Genomic DNA, 15,479 nt, shown 5'->3' on the forward strand with positions numbered 1-15,479 from the left:
AAATATTATTTATCTTGTTTTATATTTTAAAAAAAAGATTTTTTTATATTGCTATTTATAGCTAATTTAATATCTTTATACAGATAAAGTCATGTATTGGCTTTTATCACTCTAAAATTTAAAAGGAATTTTTGATGAAAAACTTTGTTAAAATTGCACTTATTGCTTCTGTCATTACTGTAATGACTGGTTGTACTGGTAGCGTATACAATAAAGAAAAAGACTGTAACTATGACTACTTACTGCACCCAGCCGTTTCTGTTTCTAAAATTATTGGTGGTTGTGGCGACACAAATAAATAAAGTTTAAGAAACAATCGTATTAATAAACTACATTCTGGCTTATTGTTGCTAAGAAAGAATGTAGTTTTTTCTATTTAATAGAAAAAACAATAATTAAATTTATTCAATTAAAATATCCTTACTCAATTATTCAAATATAACCTATTTATTGTTTCTATTTTCTTTATTACAGATCTTTTATTTTTATCCACTCAAGTTATTCATTTTTTTTGAACACCATCAACAAAATCCCCCTATTTTGTTCATATCGCGAACACTTTATGATCAGCTTCATTAAGAAATCGCAATAATCTGTATTACCTCCTTCTGTGTCTTGGTTATTGCGGTTTCTTTCCTAAACTTGGAGAACAATCATGACTATCAGACAGATTAATCATATTTATTCGGCGCCAAATTCACACTGGGTAGGCAATGGCTTTCCAGTCAGCACCTTATTTTCCTATCAGGAAAATGGTGAGAAACATAGCCCGTTTCTGCTGATGGATTATGCTGAACCAACACTGTTTAAACCTGTTACCAATGCCCGTGGTGTAGGCGCGCATCCTCATCGTGGGTTTGAAACTGTGACAATCGCTTATCAAGGTGAGGTTTCTCATCATGACTCTAAAGGCCATGCAGGAACTATTACCGCAGGTGATGTGCAATGGATGACCGCTGCTTCTGGTATTTTGCATAAAGAATATCACTCTGAAAAAATGACCAAAGAGGGTGGCGTATTAGAAATGGTGCAACTTTGGGTAAACCTGCCGACAGCATACAAAATGACAGAGCCTCGTTATCAGGCGCTGAAAGCAGAGGATATCCCTCATGTTGAATTACCTAATAGCCAAGGCTATGTCAGAGTGATTGCGGGTGATTATGCCAATACACAAGGTGTGGCAATGACCTACTCACCGCTAAATGTGTGGGATCTGCGTTTAAATCGCGCGGGTGTTTCACATCACAGTATTCCTGAAGGCCATAATGCAATGCTGTTTGTGGTGAGAGGTGCTGTACATATCAATGACAGTGAAATTGCACGTCAACACGATATGGTGATGTTAGATAATCATGGCGATACACTGACATTAGAATCAATGGGTGACACCATTGTTTTAATTCTAACTGGTGAGCCCATTAATGAGCCTATTGCAGGACAAGGGCCTTTTGTAATGAACACGCCAGAAGAGTTACAACAGGCTTTTGATGATTATGACAATGGCAAATTTGGTGTGATGGATTAATAGCTCTCCCCTTAAAACCAATAGTACCAGTCACAAAGTAACGATTTTGTGGCTGGTACTATTATTTTGCACTGATAAATCAGGTACAAAGGGACAACATTTAGCAAAAATTAATGTAAGCGTGATGACTTATCAGACTCTTCTTCTTCGCCGTCTTCGTCGTCACTGTCTTCATCATCATACTCTGCGTCAGGATCTTCAAAATAAGTCCCCCAACCATCGTAATAGACACCCATTTTTTCAGCTAAATTCATTAATTGCTCAACTTGAGCATCAATAAGTTCAGCATTCAAACCACTTTCACTCACAGCATCAAAGCAAAATAAGATCTCACCTGATTCGACTTCGATTTCCTCAGGCTCTGTCACTTCGTAACCTAATTTAAAAACTTCAACAGCTGCTTTTTCTAGTGTTTCAAAATTTTCACAAGAAATATGGTGCTCAATGGCATACAGTGCATCAGGATCACTGCCATCTTCCAGTAATTCTTCAATAATAAGACGTGTTTCTTCACGTTGTTCTGCTAACTCTTTGCTGTCCGCCATAATCATGCTCCGCAATAGTCTGAAAAGGTATCTTGTTCATTCTCCCACAGGCAGGATCAACACTCCATACTTAATATGATGCCCTTATCGCATACTGTTTAAATTAAAAGTTTTCCTTTAGGGGTTGATGGTGAATATTTATTGATATAAATTGAATATAAATTCAACGACAGGATATCACTCTATGAACCCTTTTTATCAAAAATCATTCTTACGTTTACTTGATTTTTCACCTGCAGAAATTCAGCAATTGCTGGCATTGTCAGCACAATTGAAAAAAGCCAAAAAATCAGGCAAAGAAACTCAATATCTTACTGGAAAAAATATCGCACTGATTTTTGAAAAAGACTCAACACGTACCCGTTGTGCATTTGAAGTTGCTGCATTTGATCAAGGTGCAAGAGTGACTTATTTAGGGGGTGGAAGCCAAATTGGGCATAAAGAATCGATAAAAGATACCGCTCGAGTATTAGGGCGTATGTATGATGGTATTCAGTACAGGGGTTACGGACAAAAAACGGTAGATGCACTTGCACACTATGCAAGTGTACCTGTTTGGAATGGTTTAACCAATGAATTTCACCCAACACAGTTATTAGCAGATTTATTAACTATCACTGAACACCAAACTAAACCATTATCAGAAACAGTCTTTGCTTACCTTGGTGACGCTCGTAATAATATGGGAAATACCATGCTAGAAGCGGCAGCATTAACTGGTATGGATTTACGTTTAGTTGCACCTAAAGCATGTTGGCCTGAAGCAAGTTTAGTGGCTCAATGCCAAGACATTGCCAAGAAAAATGGTGGAAAAATCACACTCACTGAAAATGTGGCTGAAGGTGTCGAAAATGCTGATTTTCTTTACACCGATGTATGGGTCTCTATGGGTGAACCAAAAGAAGTTTGGAAAGAGCGTATTGCGTTACTGAAGCCTTATCAGGTTAATATGGATGTAATTAAATTAACAGGCAATCCAGACGTTAAATTCCTTCACTGTTTACCCGCTTTTCATGATGAAGAAACCACAATGGGTAAAACATTAGCTAAAGAGTTTAATTTATATGGTGGTTTTGAAGTCACTGATGAGGTTTTTGAATCAAAACACAGTATTGTGTTTGATGAAGCAGAAAATCACCTTCACACCATAAAAGCCGTGATGGTAGCGACCCTTGCCAATCCGTTCTAAAATACATAATCATGCAAAACACCTATTTTTTATTGATGAAAAAATAGGTGTTTTCTTCGTTTTACCTCAAGCTTATTGATTTTTAAATTAAAAAAATTTTTTTTGTAAAAAGCAAAAGCAAACGCTTGCGCACAACACTAAGATGCGTATAATGCGCCACAATTTGTCAGGAGGAAAGATGAAACAGCGCCTATTCCAATTCGTAACAAAAACAAGCACCTTAACTGGTCGCAAGCGCATTCTCTTTTTTCCAATAATTCAATTTTTTAAAACCCCTCTTATTGAGGGGTTTTTTTTGGCCTATAAAAAACCACTCATCGCACAATTCATCGCTAAAGGAGAACTCTAATGACTAATCCGCTCTACCAAAAGCATATTATCTCCATCAATGATCTGGACAGGGAAGATTTGGAGTCTGTTCTTCACGTTGCTAACAAACTAAAACAGCAACCTAATAACGAATTGTTGAAAGACAAAGTGATTGCGAGCTGCTTTTTTGAAGCATCAACACGCACTCGCTTATCATTTGAGACAGCTATCCAGCGCCTCGGCGCATCAGTTGTTGGTTTTTCAGATGGAAGCAACACGTCACTGGGTAAAAAAGGTGAAACATTGGCAGATACCATCTCAGTTCTTCGTACTTATGCTGACGCCATTGTGATTCGCCATCCTCAAGAAGGCGCAGCGCGATTAGCTTCTGAGTTTGCTGGCGATATTCCGGTACTCAATGCAGGTGATGGCGCAAACCAACATCCAACACAGACTTTGCTGGATTTGTTTACCATTCAAGAAACACAAGGCCGTTTAGATAATCTCAATATCGCGATGGTCGGTGACTTAAAATATGGTCGAACTGTGCATTCTCTGGCACAAGCATTAGCGAAATTTAAAGGTAATCATCTCTATTTTATCGCCCCTAAAGTACTTGCGATGCCAGAGCATATTCTTCATTTACTGGAAGAAAATGGCGTTGAATATAGCCAGCATGAAACCTTAGATGAAGTGATGCCAGAGCTGGATATTCTCTACATGACACGCGTACAGAAAGAGCGTTTAGATCCCTCTGAATACGCGAATGTAAAAGCACAATTTGTTTTAACTAGCGCAGATTTAGTGAATGTTAAAGACAACCTCAAGATCCTACATCCACTGCCACGTATTGATGAAATTACGACAGATGTCGATAAAACACCTTACGCTTATTATTTCCAACAAGCAGGCAACGGTATCTACGCACGTCAGGCATTACTTGCCTTAGTTCTAAATAAAAACTTAGTTCTTTAATAAGGAGCACACCATGACACATGATCACAAACTAAAAGTTGAAGCTATCAAACGTGGGACTGTTATTGATCATATTCCAGCGCAGGTGGGCTTTAAAATTCTTTCGCTGTTTCGCTTAACAGAAACGGACGAAAGAATAACAGTAGGTTTTAATTTACCTTCAGAAAATTTAGGTAAGAAAGACTTAATTAAAATCGAAAATGTCTTTTTAACCTCTGAGCAAGCAAACCGTTTAGCCATGTATGCACCTCAAGCAACGGTCAATATTATCGATGATTATCAAGTCGTTAATAAGATGGCATTAAGCTTGCCAGAATTACTTGAAGATGTGGTGCCTTGTCCTAATAGCAACTGTATTAGCCATAACGAGCCAGTACAAAGTAGTTTCCGAGTCAAAAAACTGGCCTCAGATGTTGTATTAACCTGCAAGTACTGTGAAAAAGAATTCGAACGCCACGCGGTTATTCGTTAATTCTTTTAACTATCTGCTCGCAAGGGCAGATAGTTTTTTATAAAAAAAAGAATAATTATCTCTTAAAAGCCTCAAGACTATTTTTAGTAAAAATGGAAATAGTCTATTTCCTCTTTTTTATAAAAAATATTACTATAGCTTTAGTATTTTTATGGGCTAAAACTAGCGCTAAACCGTAATTCAGCTCTATGTTCATTTTCTTTTTATACTTACAGACTTTATGATAAAGCCTGATATCTGTCATATTGCTAACTTACAGCACTGGCTATAATAGCGCCGTGCTAATCAAGCGTTAGTCTTAATCTTATAAAAAACAGGAGTTCTACATGTCTTACGAAATTAATACCGATAAAGCCCCTGCAGCAATTGGCCCTTATGTACAAGGCGTTGATTTAGGTAATTTAGTGATCACTTCAGGTCAATTACCTGTTGATCCTGCGACCGGTGAGTTTGTTTCTGATAATGCAGCAGAACAAGCTCGTCAATCTTTAGAAAACGTAAAAGCAATCATCGAAAAAGCAGGTTTAACTGTTGCTAATATCATCAAAACAACTGTTTTCGTAAAAGATTTAAATGATTTTGGTACAATCAACGCTGCTTATGAAGCATTCTTCAAAGAGCATAACGCTGCATTCCCTGCTCGCTCTTGTGTTGAAGTTGCACGTTTACCAAAAGATGCAAAAGTAGAAATCGAAGTTATCGCTATCCGTTAATTTCGTCTCAATAGCAAGCCATAAAAAAGCAAAGGTCTCTTTATGAGCACTTTGCTTTTTTTATGTTCTCACTTTTTGATGAATAATTTATCACTTCTGTTTTTGGCGCATATTTACAATTCTGCCAATCCCTCTTGATGCCTGATGTAGCAAAAATACCTTGATGTAGATCAGTTTTAATGAAGATTATTTTCCTGCCAATAACTATATATTGTGCTTTAATACATACAGACCTACAACATATAGTAATTATACACATCTTATCCACAATGAGCCTGAATGCTGTGCCATCACCTGCTTTTATGGGATTTGAGCCTGTGGATAAATAGTTAAGGAGTAAGATTGTGAAAACCATAGTGATAAAACGAGACGGATGTAAAGTCTCTTTTGACCAAACCCGCATCAGCGATGCTATCAAAAGAGCCGCCGTAGCTTGTGAGATCACTGATGATGATTATTGCGTATCTGTCGCTCAATCTGTTTCACAATCTCTCGCAGGACGTTCGAATGTCGATATCCGTGAGATCCAAGACGCCGTAGAAAATCAGCTGATGGCTGGCAAGCATAAAGATGTTGCCAGAGCCTATATTGAATACCGTCATGACCGAGATGTTGCCCGTGAGCAACGAGGAAGATTAACTCAGGAAATCCGAGGTCTTATCGAACAAAGTGATGTCTCTATTCTTCATGAAAATGCGAATAAAGACAGTAAGGTTATCCCTACCCAACGTGATTTACTTGCGGGTATTGTGGCTAAACATTACGCAAAATTACATATCCTGCCAAGAGATGTGGTACTCGCTCATGAGCGCGGTGAAATTCATTATCATGATCTCGATTATTCACCGTTTTTCCCTATGTTTAACTGTATGCTAATTGACCTTAACGGCATGTTAAACAATGGTTTTAAAATGGGAAATGCAGAAATAGAACCCCCTAAATCTATTTCAACAGCAACAGCAGTAACTGCACAAATTATCGCACAAGTAGCAAGCCATATTTATGGTGGTACAACGATAAATCGTATCGATGAAGTATTAGCGCCGTTTGTAAAATCAAGTTATGACAAACACTATAAAGTCGCGCAAGAATGGCAAATTGCTGATAAAGAAGCCTATGCCAATGCGCGCACTGAAAAAGAGTGTTACGACGCATTCCAATCTTTAGAGTATGAAGTTAATACACTACATACCGCTAATGGACAAACACCATTTGTCACTTTTGGTTTTGGCCTTGGTACGTCAAAAGAAGCACGTTTAATTCAACGTTCTATTCTTGAAAATCGTATGGCGGGTTTAGGCAAAAACCGTAAAACGGCGGTTTTCCCTAAACTCGTTTTTGCCATTAAAGATGGATTAAACCATAAATTTGGTGATCCTAATTACGATATCAAACAACTTGCTCTTGAATGTGCAAGTAAACGCATGTATCCCGATATCTTAAATTACGATCAAGTGGTTAAAGTAACGGGTTCATTTAAAACGCCGATGGGATGCCGTAGCTTCTTAGGTGTTTACGAAGAAAATGGTGAGATGATCCATGAAGGTCGTAATAACCTAGGCGTTATCAGCCTGAACTTACCGCGTATCGCTATTGAAGCTCAAGGTGATGAAGCCACGTTTTGGTCACTACTTGACTCTCGCCTCGAATTAGCGAAAAAAGCACTGATGACACGTATTGCTCGTTTAGAAAACGTCAAAGCCCGTGTTGCCCCAATCCTTTATATGGAAGGTGCTTGTGGTGTTCGCTTAAAAGCAGATGATAATGTAGCTGAAATCTTTAAACATGGCAGAGCATCAATCTCATTAGGTTATATCGGTGTCCATGAAACCATTAATGCACTGTTTGGTACTCAAACTCACGTTTTTGATGACGAGATCTTAAGAGAAAAAGCGGTGGCGATTATCAATCGTCTACGCGAAGCCACAGATCAGTGGAAAGCTGAGACAGGTTATGGCTTTAGCCTTTACAGCACACCAAGTGAAAACTTATGTGATCGCTTCTGTCGTTTAGATGCAGCTGAGTTTGGCATTATTCCTGGTGTTACAGATAAAGGTTATTACACCAATAGCTTCCACTTAGATGTTGAAAAGAAAGTAAATCCATACGACAAACTAGATTTTGAAGCACCTTATCCACCATTAGCCAATGGCGGTTTCATTTGCTATGGCGAATATCCCAACTTACAACATAACCTTAAAGCATTAGAAGATGTGTGGGATTACAGCTATACCCGAGTTCCTTATTACGGGACAAACACTCCGATTGATGAATGTTATGACTGTGGTTATACCGGCGAATTCTCTTGCACTAGCAAAGGGTTTACTTGCCCACGTTGTGGTAATCACAATCCAGCGAGAGTGTCTGTTATTCGCCGTGTATGTGGATATTTAGGTAGCCCAGATTCACGTCCATTTAATGCGGGTAAGCAAGAAGAAGTTAAACGTCGTGTGAAACATCTGGCAAATGGTCAGTTAGGTTAAGAGTGTGAATTACCATCAATATTACCCTGTTGATGTTGTCAATGGTCCAGGTACTCGTTGCACCCTGTTTGTTTCAGGGTGCATACACCAATGCCGAGGCTGTTATAACAAATCAACGTGGTCATTAACGTCAGGCAAGCCATTTACACAAGAGATGGAAGATCAGATTATTGCCGATCTTCAAGACAGTCGAATCAAACGACAAGGATTATCACTTTCAGGTGGCGATCCCCTACACCCTCAAAATCTTTCTGCTATATTAAAATTGGTAAAACGTGTTAAAACGCAATGCCCTGAAAAAGATATTTGGGTTTGGACTGGCTATTTGCTAGCAGACTTAACCCCAGAGCAGCAAGAAGTCGTTAACTATATTAACGTACTGATTGATGGAAAATTCATACAAGAACTTTATGATCCCGCATTACTGTGGCGTGGTAGTAGTAATCAGGTGATCCATAAGTTGAAATAATACACATTGAATTAACTGGAGGATGTATGCCTTTAAGTGATAATAAATATGTAAGCTTTTCTGAAGATCATGAACTGAACTACCATTTAAAAAAATGGGGTAAGAAGCAGTCTAAAGCGAATCGAGAACAACTCGTGAAGCTAGGCACTGAATTGAAAAAGAAACTCGGTGTTAAACATCTTCAACACACTGAAATAGATGCAGAGATAGAAAAAAATCTTTCATCATTTGAATAACACCTAAAAGCCCATTTTTTGAAGTGGATCCTTGAAATTGGACACTTTTATTAAGTAACTTGTAAGGCCTGATTTCGATATTCAACTGGGATCAGGCCTTTTAATATAATTAATAATTATTTAAATATTCTCATTTTTCATTTCAACTATAAATTTAATTAAATATATTTAAAATAAAAATCATTAAAAATATCAAAATAAAAAATAAAATAATTATTATTAAATCAATATATTTAAATATAATTAAAATACAAAGAAATTAAAATAACCGCATCTATTAATAAAAGATTCAATTTAGTAAAAAAAATATTGATCAGGATTTTTTTATGTAATATGTTTTTAACAACCCATATTTTAATTAAAGATTTAAAATTATGATTGCATTATTTATCTTTTCTATAATTCCAGATAGAAATTAAATTAGAGATCAATAAATATGAAATACATACATCATTATCTAAAGCGATTAAATATAGATCTTCCATTAGTTGCAAATTATAAATTTCTATCTAAATTTCATCATGCACATTTTTATTCTATTCCGTTTGAAAATATTGAAATGAAAAAAAGCACTTTTAAACTTCTTTCTTATCAAAATATTGCAAATAGAATAATATTTAATAAAAGAGGTGGCATTTGTTTTGATTTTTCTATTTTAATTAAATCATTCTTTGAGCACATTGGCTACTCGTATAGTGTTAGGTTAGCAAGGCTTTTAACTCCATTAATAACACCTACAACACATCTACTCTTTATTGTAACAATTGATGAAACCAAATGGATATTTGATATTGGATATGGTGCAAAAGGACCTCGCTCACCACTGATGTTGATAGATGGTTATGTACATGAGCATTCTTTTCTTTCTTCAAAAGTTAATTGGCATTCTGAATTTGGGTGGATTGTTTCAATAAAGGAAAATAGTCAACATGATGCAATTTGGGAAAATATATATGCCTTTCACGATATAGAGGCACTAGAACCCGATATAAGTATGGCTCATTTTTACACAATTAATTCCTCAGAAAGTCTTCTTAATACCAATATAGTTGCTAGTTTACCAAAAGAAAATGGAAGAATAAGTATCCGAAATAATGTTTTTACTGAAGTTAGAGGATATCTATCTTCATCTTTTCAAATTGCGAATAAACGAGAACTATCGGATTTGTTATTAGAAAATTTTGGCATTGAAATTCCCTTTCAACAAATACGAGAGGAATAAATTAAATGAGAGCGACTTATCTCATCGTTCCTGGATATACAAATTCTGGTGCAGATCATTGGCAATCCTATATGGAAAAAAAATATACCAATGTCACTCGTGTACAACAAAATGATTGGAATAATCCCTCCCGTTCTGAGTGGATTGAAAAACTTAACGAAATTATTAATAAAACCGATGGAGATATTATACTTCTTGGTCATAGTTGTGGTGCAGTCACTATTGCGCAGTGGGCATCTTCTAACAGATGTAACAAAATAAAAGCCATTATCCTTGTAGCACCAGCCGATGTAGATGCTAAATCAGCAATCTCTCCAATTCATCAGCAACGACCACTACCATCAACACCATTAGGTGTACGATCATTACTGATATATAGCGATAATGATAAATACCTCAGTAAAACTCGTGCACGTGCACTCGCTGAATTGTGGGGAAGTAAAACATATTGCGTTCAAGGGGCTGGACATATTCATAGCGCATCTGGATATGGCGAATGGATAGAAGGTGAAAAATTATTTGAAGAATTCACGAGGATCCCATTATTACATACAAGAAAAAAGGTATAACAATGTTTAGAAAGATTAAACATTTCAATCCTATTGTGCTTCACTTTCTTATCGCAACATTTTTGATGGGATTAAGTAATGGGATATTCGATGCTATATATAATTTTTATCTTGAAACTCGTGGTGTAGACAAGACTACGACAGGTTACATATATGCAATAGCAATGGTAATGATGGCTTGTGCCGTAATTCCTCTGATCTATTTGAGTAGACGAATGTCTCAAAAAAAGTTACTCCTTCTTTTTTCATTTGTTTATGCAATCCCATTTATTTTACTTCCAATACTGACATCCGTATGGAGTAGTGCTATCGCATTAGGATTTATCCTTTCTGGCATGATAGCTCTCTTATCTTTGGGAAATTCTTTGATTGGTTCCAACATTAAGGTTGAATATAGAACAACATTATTCAGTTATTTCTTTGTTTCTTACTTATGGGCAGCAATGATAGGTTCAGTAGTAACCAGTTTAGTAACCTATTATTCTCCCGCAACAGCCTTAACCAATTACCAAGGGCTTCTCATTGCATCTTTTATAGTTTCTCTTTTAATGATTTATTTTCGTGCGAAATCTATCCAAGGTATCTCAGAACCTGAACGAGATATTAGAAAATTTACTTGGGATAACAATATGGAGTGGAAGAATTTCGTCGCTCTATTCATTGCATCACTACTTCTAGGAGCCTCTATTACTCTCATTTTTCGATTTATAAATATTGTGATTAGCCTAGCTTACTCCATAAATGTCAGTGAAATGGCCTTAATAATGGGAGGAGATAAAATTGTTAGCATCATTGGTGCATTATGTGCCCCACTTTTAGTTAAAAACTTCCCCCTAAAGCCAACTATTATTATTGTGGGTATACTAACTGCGTTATGCCTCTATCTAGCCTCATATAATATACCGTTAATCATTTTCACCTCACTCTATTTTATTAGGCTATTTCTCAACTATTGCCTAATGCCATTATTGGATACTCTTGCAATTACAGGTTTTGCCAAGAAGAGAATGCTTTTATCTACAAGTATACGACAGCTTGCCTTTTATCTGGGTAGTGCGCTATCTGCTGTCTTTTATGGAAAACTATTAGATGAGGCCCAATGGGAATATACATTAATAATTTCTTCTATTTTCGCACTTATAGGTGCCATTTTTATGAGTTTTATTCGCAGGGAAAATAAGTAGGAAATTAATATTTAAAAGGAATTAATTATGACAAAGGATATTGTAATACCAGATAGTGAAAATGTTGCATTTATGCTGAAAAAACTTTCTGCACTCTGGAAAAACCGAGCAGCGGTAAACAACAAACACACTGATTATTCTGAATTAGCTTTTGAACCATCAAAGAGTGATTTTAGCGAATCGTTATTGCCATTTCGAAACCATGATGCATGGAGAGAAGCATCTCAAGATATTAAAAGCCGTTGCTTACCTTATGCATGGGGTATTTATAACCTAAAAACAATCTATATAGAATGCGATGTCGTGACGCCTGCCTGTGAAGATATTATAAAACGTCCTCCAATAAATTCGATAAATAGAGTGGAATTACAGGATGTAATGTCCGAAGCCCTTCTGGATGAAGCATTACATACTAGAATGTCAATAATAGCCTGTAACTATATATACGACCGTCGAAGATTAGAGCCTCTACATTATACAGATTTTAATTTAATTAAATGTCGCCAGATGATGCTTGCTGATTGTAATGCAGAATGGCAAAGAAGGCTTACTTGTTTTGCAGTAGCATGTGCGAGCGAAACCCTCATAACTGATTATCTGAAAGTCATGGCTGAAGATAATAGTATTCAAAGACTTTGCCATGAAGTCACAAAAGTTCATGCTCAAGATGAATGGAGCCATTCAAGCGTATTCAGCTATGTTGCTTATGATATTGTGCGAGATTTAACCTTTAGTGAACGCAAGCACATGAAAAATATTATGTTAAGAACTGCTGATTTATTTGCCAATAATGAACTGGGAGCTTGGAAAGAAGCTTTCAGACTTTCTCGCATGCCCTATGCGAGAGAAATCATTGAAGAAACAGATAATTGTAATGAGATAAATATTTATCTTGAATCTGTGGAAGCTATTATTTCTAGAATTGGCTTATAGCGCCAATAATGAGCTAAAAATGGAATCTATCTGCATTATTCAAGTCCAGGATCTTAATTGTGAATTATTAGTCGATAACAATAAAAGTGTTCTTGATAATCTGTTACATCACAACATTCCTATTAGACACAAATGCCATTTGGGAATATGTGGTAGTTGTAAATATAAATTAAAAAATGGAAAAGTCAGAAATAATCCCGATTTTTGTTTATCAGAAAAGGAAATAGCTGAAAATATCTACCTTGCTTGTTGTTCCTTTCCTGATGAAGATTTCGAGATTGAAATTATATAAGGAGGTTAAATGAACGATAAATATGTATTGATCGTAGATCCATTTTCCAGTGGCGCTATTTTTGCAAATAGAGTTAAAGAACTTTATGGATATAACGTTATTGCTCTGATTACAAATAATAATCTTCCTCCTACGATTGTGTCTACGTTCAAGGAAGAGGATTATTCTGCTGTGTTTAATTATGCTTCACATGAAGAAGCTGCACAGCAAATAGAATTAGCACTGGGGCGTGCACCTGATTTCATCATATGTGGTTCAGAGCCTGGAGTTCTTATTTTTGATCTACTTTGTCATAGATGGAATCTACTCCCTAATCTATTAAAACTCAGCCAAGCTAGGCGTGATAAATATCTGATGCAGAAACAATTGATGCTTGATGGGATTCGTTACATTCCTCACTATCGCTCGGGTCAATTATCCAAAATATTAACATGGTGTGAAGAAAACCCCTTCAAGGAATATGTAATAAAACCCGTTTGTTCCTTTGGAACCGAAGGTGTATTTTTCTGTAAAAATACGGCTGAAATAAAAAATACATTTAACTTGTTAATAAATACATTTGATTACTCTGGAAATAAAAACAAAGAATTACTTATTGAACAAAAAATCAATGGTATAGAATATGTAGTAGATGCAGTGAGTAGCAATGGTGTACATTTCATTGTAAATATATTTAAGTATCTAAAACAAAAAGTAAATGGCATTCCAATTTATCATCAGATGGTTACGGAGCCTGTTAATCTATTTCCAGAACTGGTTGACTATACAAAATCTGTACTTACTTCACTCGGTATCAAAAATGGTACTTCACATAATGAGATAATTATGTCTTCAAATGGCCCAGTACTGATTGAATCTGGAGCAAGAATGCATGGAGGTCTTGGACCAAGCCTTGTTGAACGATGTAATTCACACTCTCTAATAGATATGAGTCTACTAGTCCGTATAGCCCCCCACCAATTCACAGACGCAATTTGCACTTCACCTGTTTTACAACGTTATGCAGTCGAGTATTTTCTCTGCGCCCCCAATCAAGGGCATATAAAAGAAATAAATATTGAGAAACAGTGTAGTACCTTAAAAAGCTATGGTTTTACCATCTGTAAATACAAACCTAATGATTATTTACAAAAAACGACTGATTTAGTGACATCTTATGGAAGAATTGTTTTGTTTAATGAAGAATATTTGGCTTTGTCAACCGATGTACAAGTTGTAGCTGATTTAGAAAAAAAAGGAGCATTAATTAGTATTATATAACTCACTAAATCTTACGATATTGGTCTTTATATATTTTATCCAGTAGTAGGTTATCCAAATACTTACTTAATCACTCCTGTTATCAAATGCGAATCATTTTCAAAAAAGATGGTAAAAGTGATTAGTTTTGTTTTATTATTAACGCCATTCACTATTCTTTTTATGATGATATTTGATATGAAATTGGCCCTCTTCTCTGTATTTTCAATGATCTTACTTTCGGGTTGTAGCACTACTTGGGAACCTCAAGGTGCATCAGATTACACGTTACAAGAAGCAAAACTCATTTGCGATTTCGATGCCAATACTCGCTACCCTATCCGCAAAGAAGTGCTACAACGGACTGTCTATCGTGATGTACAAAAGACATGTCGTAAGGATGATAAAGACCATTGTGGTGATAAAAAAACCTACACTGAACGTGTACCCATGACAGAAAGCTATGTTGAAGACATTAATCAAGAAGACAGAAAAACCTTCTACACTTCTTGTATGTCTTTAAAAGGATGGGAACAAAAAAATCATTATTTTTGGGAATAGTAGAAAGTTAAGAAAAAATAAGTTTAGTCACGCTGCCAATAGAGCTTAGTTCCAAAGCCTAACTGATTATTGACCATCTTAATTTCTTGTAATTGCAATTCCCATAAAGGCACATGGATGGCGGCTAATGCAACAGGAAAACGTAAACAATAATGTTTTCTTGCATTGATGTCGTCCTTACCAGCCAATAAAGCAACCGAACCTGTAAATTGAATACCTTGCAGATCGGATACTGCAATTTCTTGGGTGCTAATACTTCCTGCAACTAATAAATTTTCCTGCATCATTTGAGCATGCCGTGTTTTCTTTTCAGAAAGAAAAACAAGTCTCATCTGATTTTCATCAAACCAATAAAAACAATTAGCACACCAAACATCACTCAATGAACGTGTTGTGCATAAGGTAAATACATGCTTATCACGTATATATTGTTTAATTATTTTGATCGAATCTGAAGAAGACATAATATACCTGTATAGACACACAAAGAGACGCTGTTTAGTTGATAATTATATCACCAAAACTAGCGTCTTTCCGAATGTCTCTTATTGCAGGTTATTTAT

The 15,479-nt window shown here is 36.0% G+C and carries 19 protein-coding genes; 17 read left to right on the forward strand and 2 right to left on the reverse strand.

All coding sequences use genetic code 11. The features are described from left to right. Nucleotides 1-134: 134 nt before the first annotated feature. Both CUB63_RS09370 and CUB63_RS09375 read left to right on the forward strand, forming a co-directional pair. A complete protein-coding gene (locus CUB63_RS09370) occupies nt 135-302 on the forward strand; it encodes a YhfL family protein (RefSeq protein ID WP_006535641.1) in 168 nt (55 codons plus the stop codon). Nucleotides 303-655: 353 nt separating this feature from the next. Further along, complete coding sequence (locus tag CUB63_RS09375) at nt 656-1,525, forward strand: pirin family protein (protein ID WP_109399639.1); 870 nt, start codon at nt 656-658, stop codon at nt 1,523-1,525. Nucleotides 1,526-1,635: 110 nt separating this feature from the next. On the opposite strand, the gene rraB is transcribed toward CUB63_RS09375, so the two are convergent. Next, the gene (gene rraB / locus CUB63_RS09380; RefSeq protein WP_109399640.1) at nt 1,636-2,070 is read right to left on the reverse strand and encodes a ribonuclease E inhibitor RraB; all 435 of its coding nucleotides are present in this window, start codon (nt 2,068-2,070) and stop codon (nt 1,636-1,638) included. 184 nt (nt 2,071-2,254) lie between these two features. Here rraB and argF point away from each other — a divergent pair, with 184 nt between their 5' ends. The 15 genes from argF (at nt 2,255) to CUB63_RS09455 (ending at nt 14,916) form a co-directional block, all read left to right on the forward strand. Beyond that, a complete protein-coding gene (argF, locus tag CUB63_RS09385; RefSeq protein ID WP_109847944.1) occupies nt 2,255-3,259 on the forward strand; it encodes an ornithine carbamoyltransferase in 1,005 nt (334 codons plus the stop codon). 178 nt (nt 3,260-3,437) lie between these two features. After that, the gene (locus CUB63_RS17570; RefSeq protein ID WP_162556766.1) at nt 3,438-3,608 is read left to right on the forward strand and encodes a hypothetical protein; all 171 of its coding nucleotides are present in this window, start codon (nt 3,438-3,440) and stop codon (nt 3,606-3,608) included. Further along, entirely contained in the window at nt 3,608-4,543 is a 936-nt protein-coding gene (pyrB, locus tag CUB63_RS09390; RefSeq protein ID WP_006535647.1) for an aspartate carbamoyltransferase, read from the forward strand. The genes CUB63_RS17570 and pyrB overlap by 1 nt, the downstream gene beginning before the upstream one ends. Before the next feature lie 13 nt (nt 4,544-4,556). Then, nucleotides 4,557-5,015 (forward strand): aspartate carbamoyltransferase regulatory subunit, encoded by a 459-nt coding sequence (gene pyrI / locus CUB63_RS09395; protein WP_006535648.1) that lies wholly within the window; start codon nt 4,557-4,559, stop codon nt 5,013-5,015. A 326-nt stretch (nt 5,016-5,341) separates the two neighbouring features. Continuing rightward, the gene (locus CUB63_RS09400; RefSeq protein WP_006535650.1) at nt 5,342-5,728 is read left to right on the forward strand and encodes a RidA family protein; all 387 of its coding nucleotides are present in this window, start codon (nt 5,342-5,344) and stop codon (nt 5,726-5,728) included. Between the two features lie 344 nt (nt 5,729-6,072). Next, nucleotides 6,073-8,211: an anaerobic ribonucleoside-triphosphate reductase gene (nrdD, locus tag CUB63_RS09410; RefSeq protein ID WP_072064538.1), complete on the forward strand. Its 2,139-nt coding sequence runs from the start codon at nt 6,073-6,075 to the stop codon at nt 8,209-8,211. Nucleotides 8,212-8,215: 4 nt separating this feature from the next. After that, entirely contained in the window at nt 8,216-8,680 is a 465-nt protein-coding gene (gene nrdG / locus CUB63_RS09415; RefSeq protein ID WP_072064539.1) for an anaerobic ribonucleoside-triphosphate reductase-activating protein, read from the forward strand. Between the two features lie 26 nt (nt 8,681-8,706). Beyond that, a complete protein-coding gene (locus tag CUB63_RS09420) occupies nt 8,707-8,916 on the forward strand; it encodes a hypothetical protein (protein ID WP_072064540.1) in 210 nt (69 codons plus the stop codon). Between the two features lie 436 nt (nt 8,917-9,352). Further along, complete coding sequence (locus tag CUB63_RS09425; RefSeq protein ID WP_109399645.1) at nt 9,353-10,138, forward strand: arylamine N-acetyltransferase family protein; 786 nt, start codon at nt 9,353-9,355, stop codon at nt 10,136-10,138. 5 nt (nt 10,139-10,143) lie between these two features. Then, complete coding sequence (locus tag CUB63_RS09430) at nt 10,144-10,707, forward strand: RBBP9/YdeN family alpha/beta hydrolase (RefSeq protein WP_006535658.1); 564 nt, start codon at nt 10,144-10,146, stop codon at nt 10,705-10,707. A gap of 2 nt (nt 10,708-10,709) precedes the next feature. Beyond that, nucleotides 10,710-11,891: an MFS transporter gene (locus tag CUB63_RS09435; protein WP_109847945.1), complete on the forward strand. Its 1,182-nt coding sequence runs from the start codon at nt 10,710-10,712 to the stop codon at nt 11,889-11,891. A 27-nt stretch (nt 11,892-11,918) separates the two neighbouring features. Beyond that, nucleotides 11,919-12,824: a diiron oxygenase gene (locus CUB63_RS09440; RefSeq protein ID WP_109847946.1), complete on the forward strand. Its 906-nt coding sequence runs from the start codon at nt 11,919-11,921 to the stop codon at nt 12,822-12,824. A gap of 19 nt (nt 12,825-12,843) precedes the next feature. Further along, the gene (locus tag CUB63_RS17985; protein ID WP_006535661.1) at nt 12,844-13,116 is read left to right on the forward strand and encodes a 2Fe-2S iron-sulfur cluster-binding protein; all 273 of its coding nucleotides are present in this window, start codon (nt 12,844-12,846) and stop codon (nt 13,114-13,116) included. Nucleotides 13,117-13,125: 9 nt separating this feature from the next. Continuing rightward, nucleotides 13,126-14,376: an ATP-grasp domain-containing protein gene (locus CUB63_RS09450; protein WP_109847947.1), complete on the forward strand. Its 1,251-nt coding sequence runs from the start codon at nt 13,126-13,128 to the stop codon at nt 14,374-14,376. 177 nt (nt 14,377-14,553) lie between these two features. Next, nucleotides 14,554-14,916 carry a hypothetical protein gene (locus tag CUB63_RS09455; RefSeq protein ID WP_082147380.1) on the forward strand — a complete coding sequence of 121 codons (363 nt, stop codon included), beginning with the start codon at nt 14,554-14,556 and terminating at the stop codon, nt 14,914-14,916. Between the two features lie 23 nt (nt 14,917-14,939). Here CUB63_RS09455 and CUB63_RS09460 read toward each other — a convergent pair whose 3' ends face one another. Then, on the reverse strand, nt 14,940-15,380 hold the full coding sequence (locus tag CUB63_RS09460) for a YhbP family protein (RefSeq protein ID WP_072064541.1): 441 nt from the start codon (nt 15,378-15,380) through the stop codon (nt 14,940-14,942). Nucleotides 15,381-15,479 lie beyond the last annotated feature (99 nt).

It is taken from the genome of Proteus penneri, from assembly GCF_003144535.1.
Taxonomy (GTDB): domain Bacteria; phylum Pseudomonadota; class Gammaproteobacteria; order Enterobacterales; family Enterobacteriaceae; genus Proteus; species Proteus penneri.

Excerpts from the sequence above, each read along its gene's own strand:
- pyrI (WP_006535648.1), top strand. The coding sequence starts at position 4,557 with ATGACACATGATCACAAACTAAAAGTTGAAGCTATCAAACGTGGGACT.
- CUB63_RS09400 (WP_006535650.1), top strand. The coding sequence starts at position 5,342 with ATGTCTTACGAAATTAATACCGATAAAGCCCCTGCAGCAATTGGCCCT.
- CUB63_RS09425 (WP_109399645.1), top strand. The coding sequence starts at position 9,353 with ATGAAATACATACATCATTATCTAAAGCGATTAAATATAGATCTTCCA.
- CUB63_RS09440 (WP_109847946.1), top strand. The coding sequence starts at position 11,919 with ATGACAAAGGATATTGTAATACCAGATAGTGAAAATGTTGCATTTATG.
- CUB63_RS17570 (WP_162556766.1), top strand. The coding sequence starts at position 3,438 with ATGAAACAGCGCCTATTCCAATTCGTAACAAAAACAAGCACCTTAACT.
- CUB63_RS09420 (WP_072064540.1), top strand. The coding sequence starts at position 8,707 with ATGCCTTTAAGTGATAATAAATATGTAAGCTTTTCTGAAGATCATGAA.
- CUB63_RS09455 (WP_082147380.1), top strand. The coding sequence starts at position 14,554 with ATGAAATTGGCCCTCTTCTCTGTATTTTCAATGATCTTACTTTCGGGT.
- CUB63_RS17985 (WP_006535661.1), top strand. The coding sequence starts at position 12,844 with ATGGAATCTATCTGCATTATTCAAGTCCAGGATCTTAATTGTGAATTA.
- CUB63_RS09460 (WP_072064541.1), bottom strand. The coding sequence starts at position 15,380 with ATGTCTTCTTCAGATTCGATCAAAATAATTAAACAATATATACGTGAT.
- rraB (WP_109399640.1), bottom strand. The coding sequence starts at position 2,070 with ATGGCGGACAGCAAAGAGTTAGCAGAACAACGTGAAGAAACACGTCTT.
- CUB63_RS09430 (WP_006535658.1), top strand. The coding sequence starts at position 10,144 with ATGAGAGCGACTTATCTCATCGTTCCTGGATATACAAATTCTGGTGCA.
- CUB63_RS09435 (WP_109847945.1), top strand. The coding sequence starts at position 10,710 with ATGTTTAGAAAGATTAAACATTTCAATCCTATTGTGCTTCACTTTCTT.
- CUB63_RS09375 (WP_109399639.1), top strand. The coding sequence starts at position 656 with ATGACTATCAGACAGATTAATCATATTTATTCGGCGCCAAATTCACAC.
- CUB63_RS09370 (WP_006535641.1), top strand. The coding sequence starts at position 135 with ATGAAAAACTTTGTTAAAATTGCACTTATTGCTTCTGTCATTACTGTA.
- pyrB (WP_006535647.1), top strand. The coding sequence starts at position 3,608 with ATGACTAATCCGCTCTACCAAAAGCATATTATCTCCATCAATGATCTG.
- CUB63_RS09450 (WP_109847947.1), top strand. The coding sequence starts at position 13,126 with ATGAACGATAAATATGTATTGATCGTAGATCCATTTTCCAGTGGCGCT.
- argF (WP_109847944.1), top strand. The coding sequence starts at position 2,255 with ATGAACCCTTTTTATCAAAAATCATTCTTACGTTTACTTGATTTTTCA.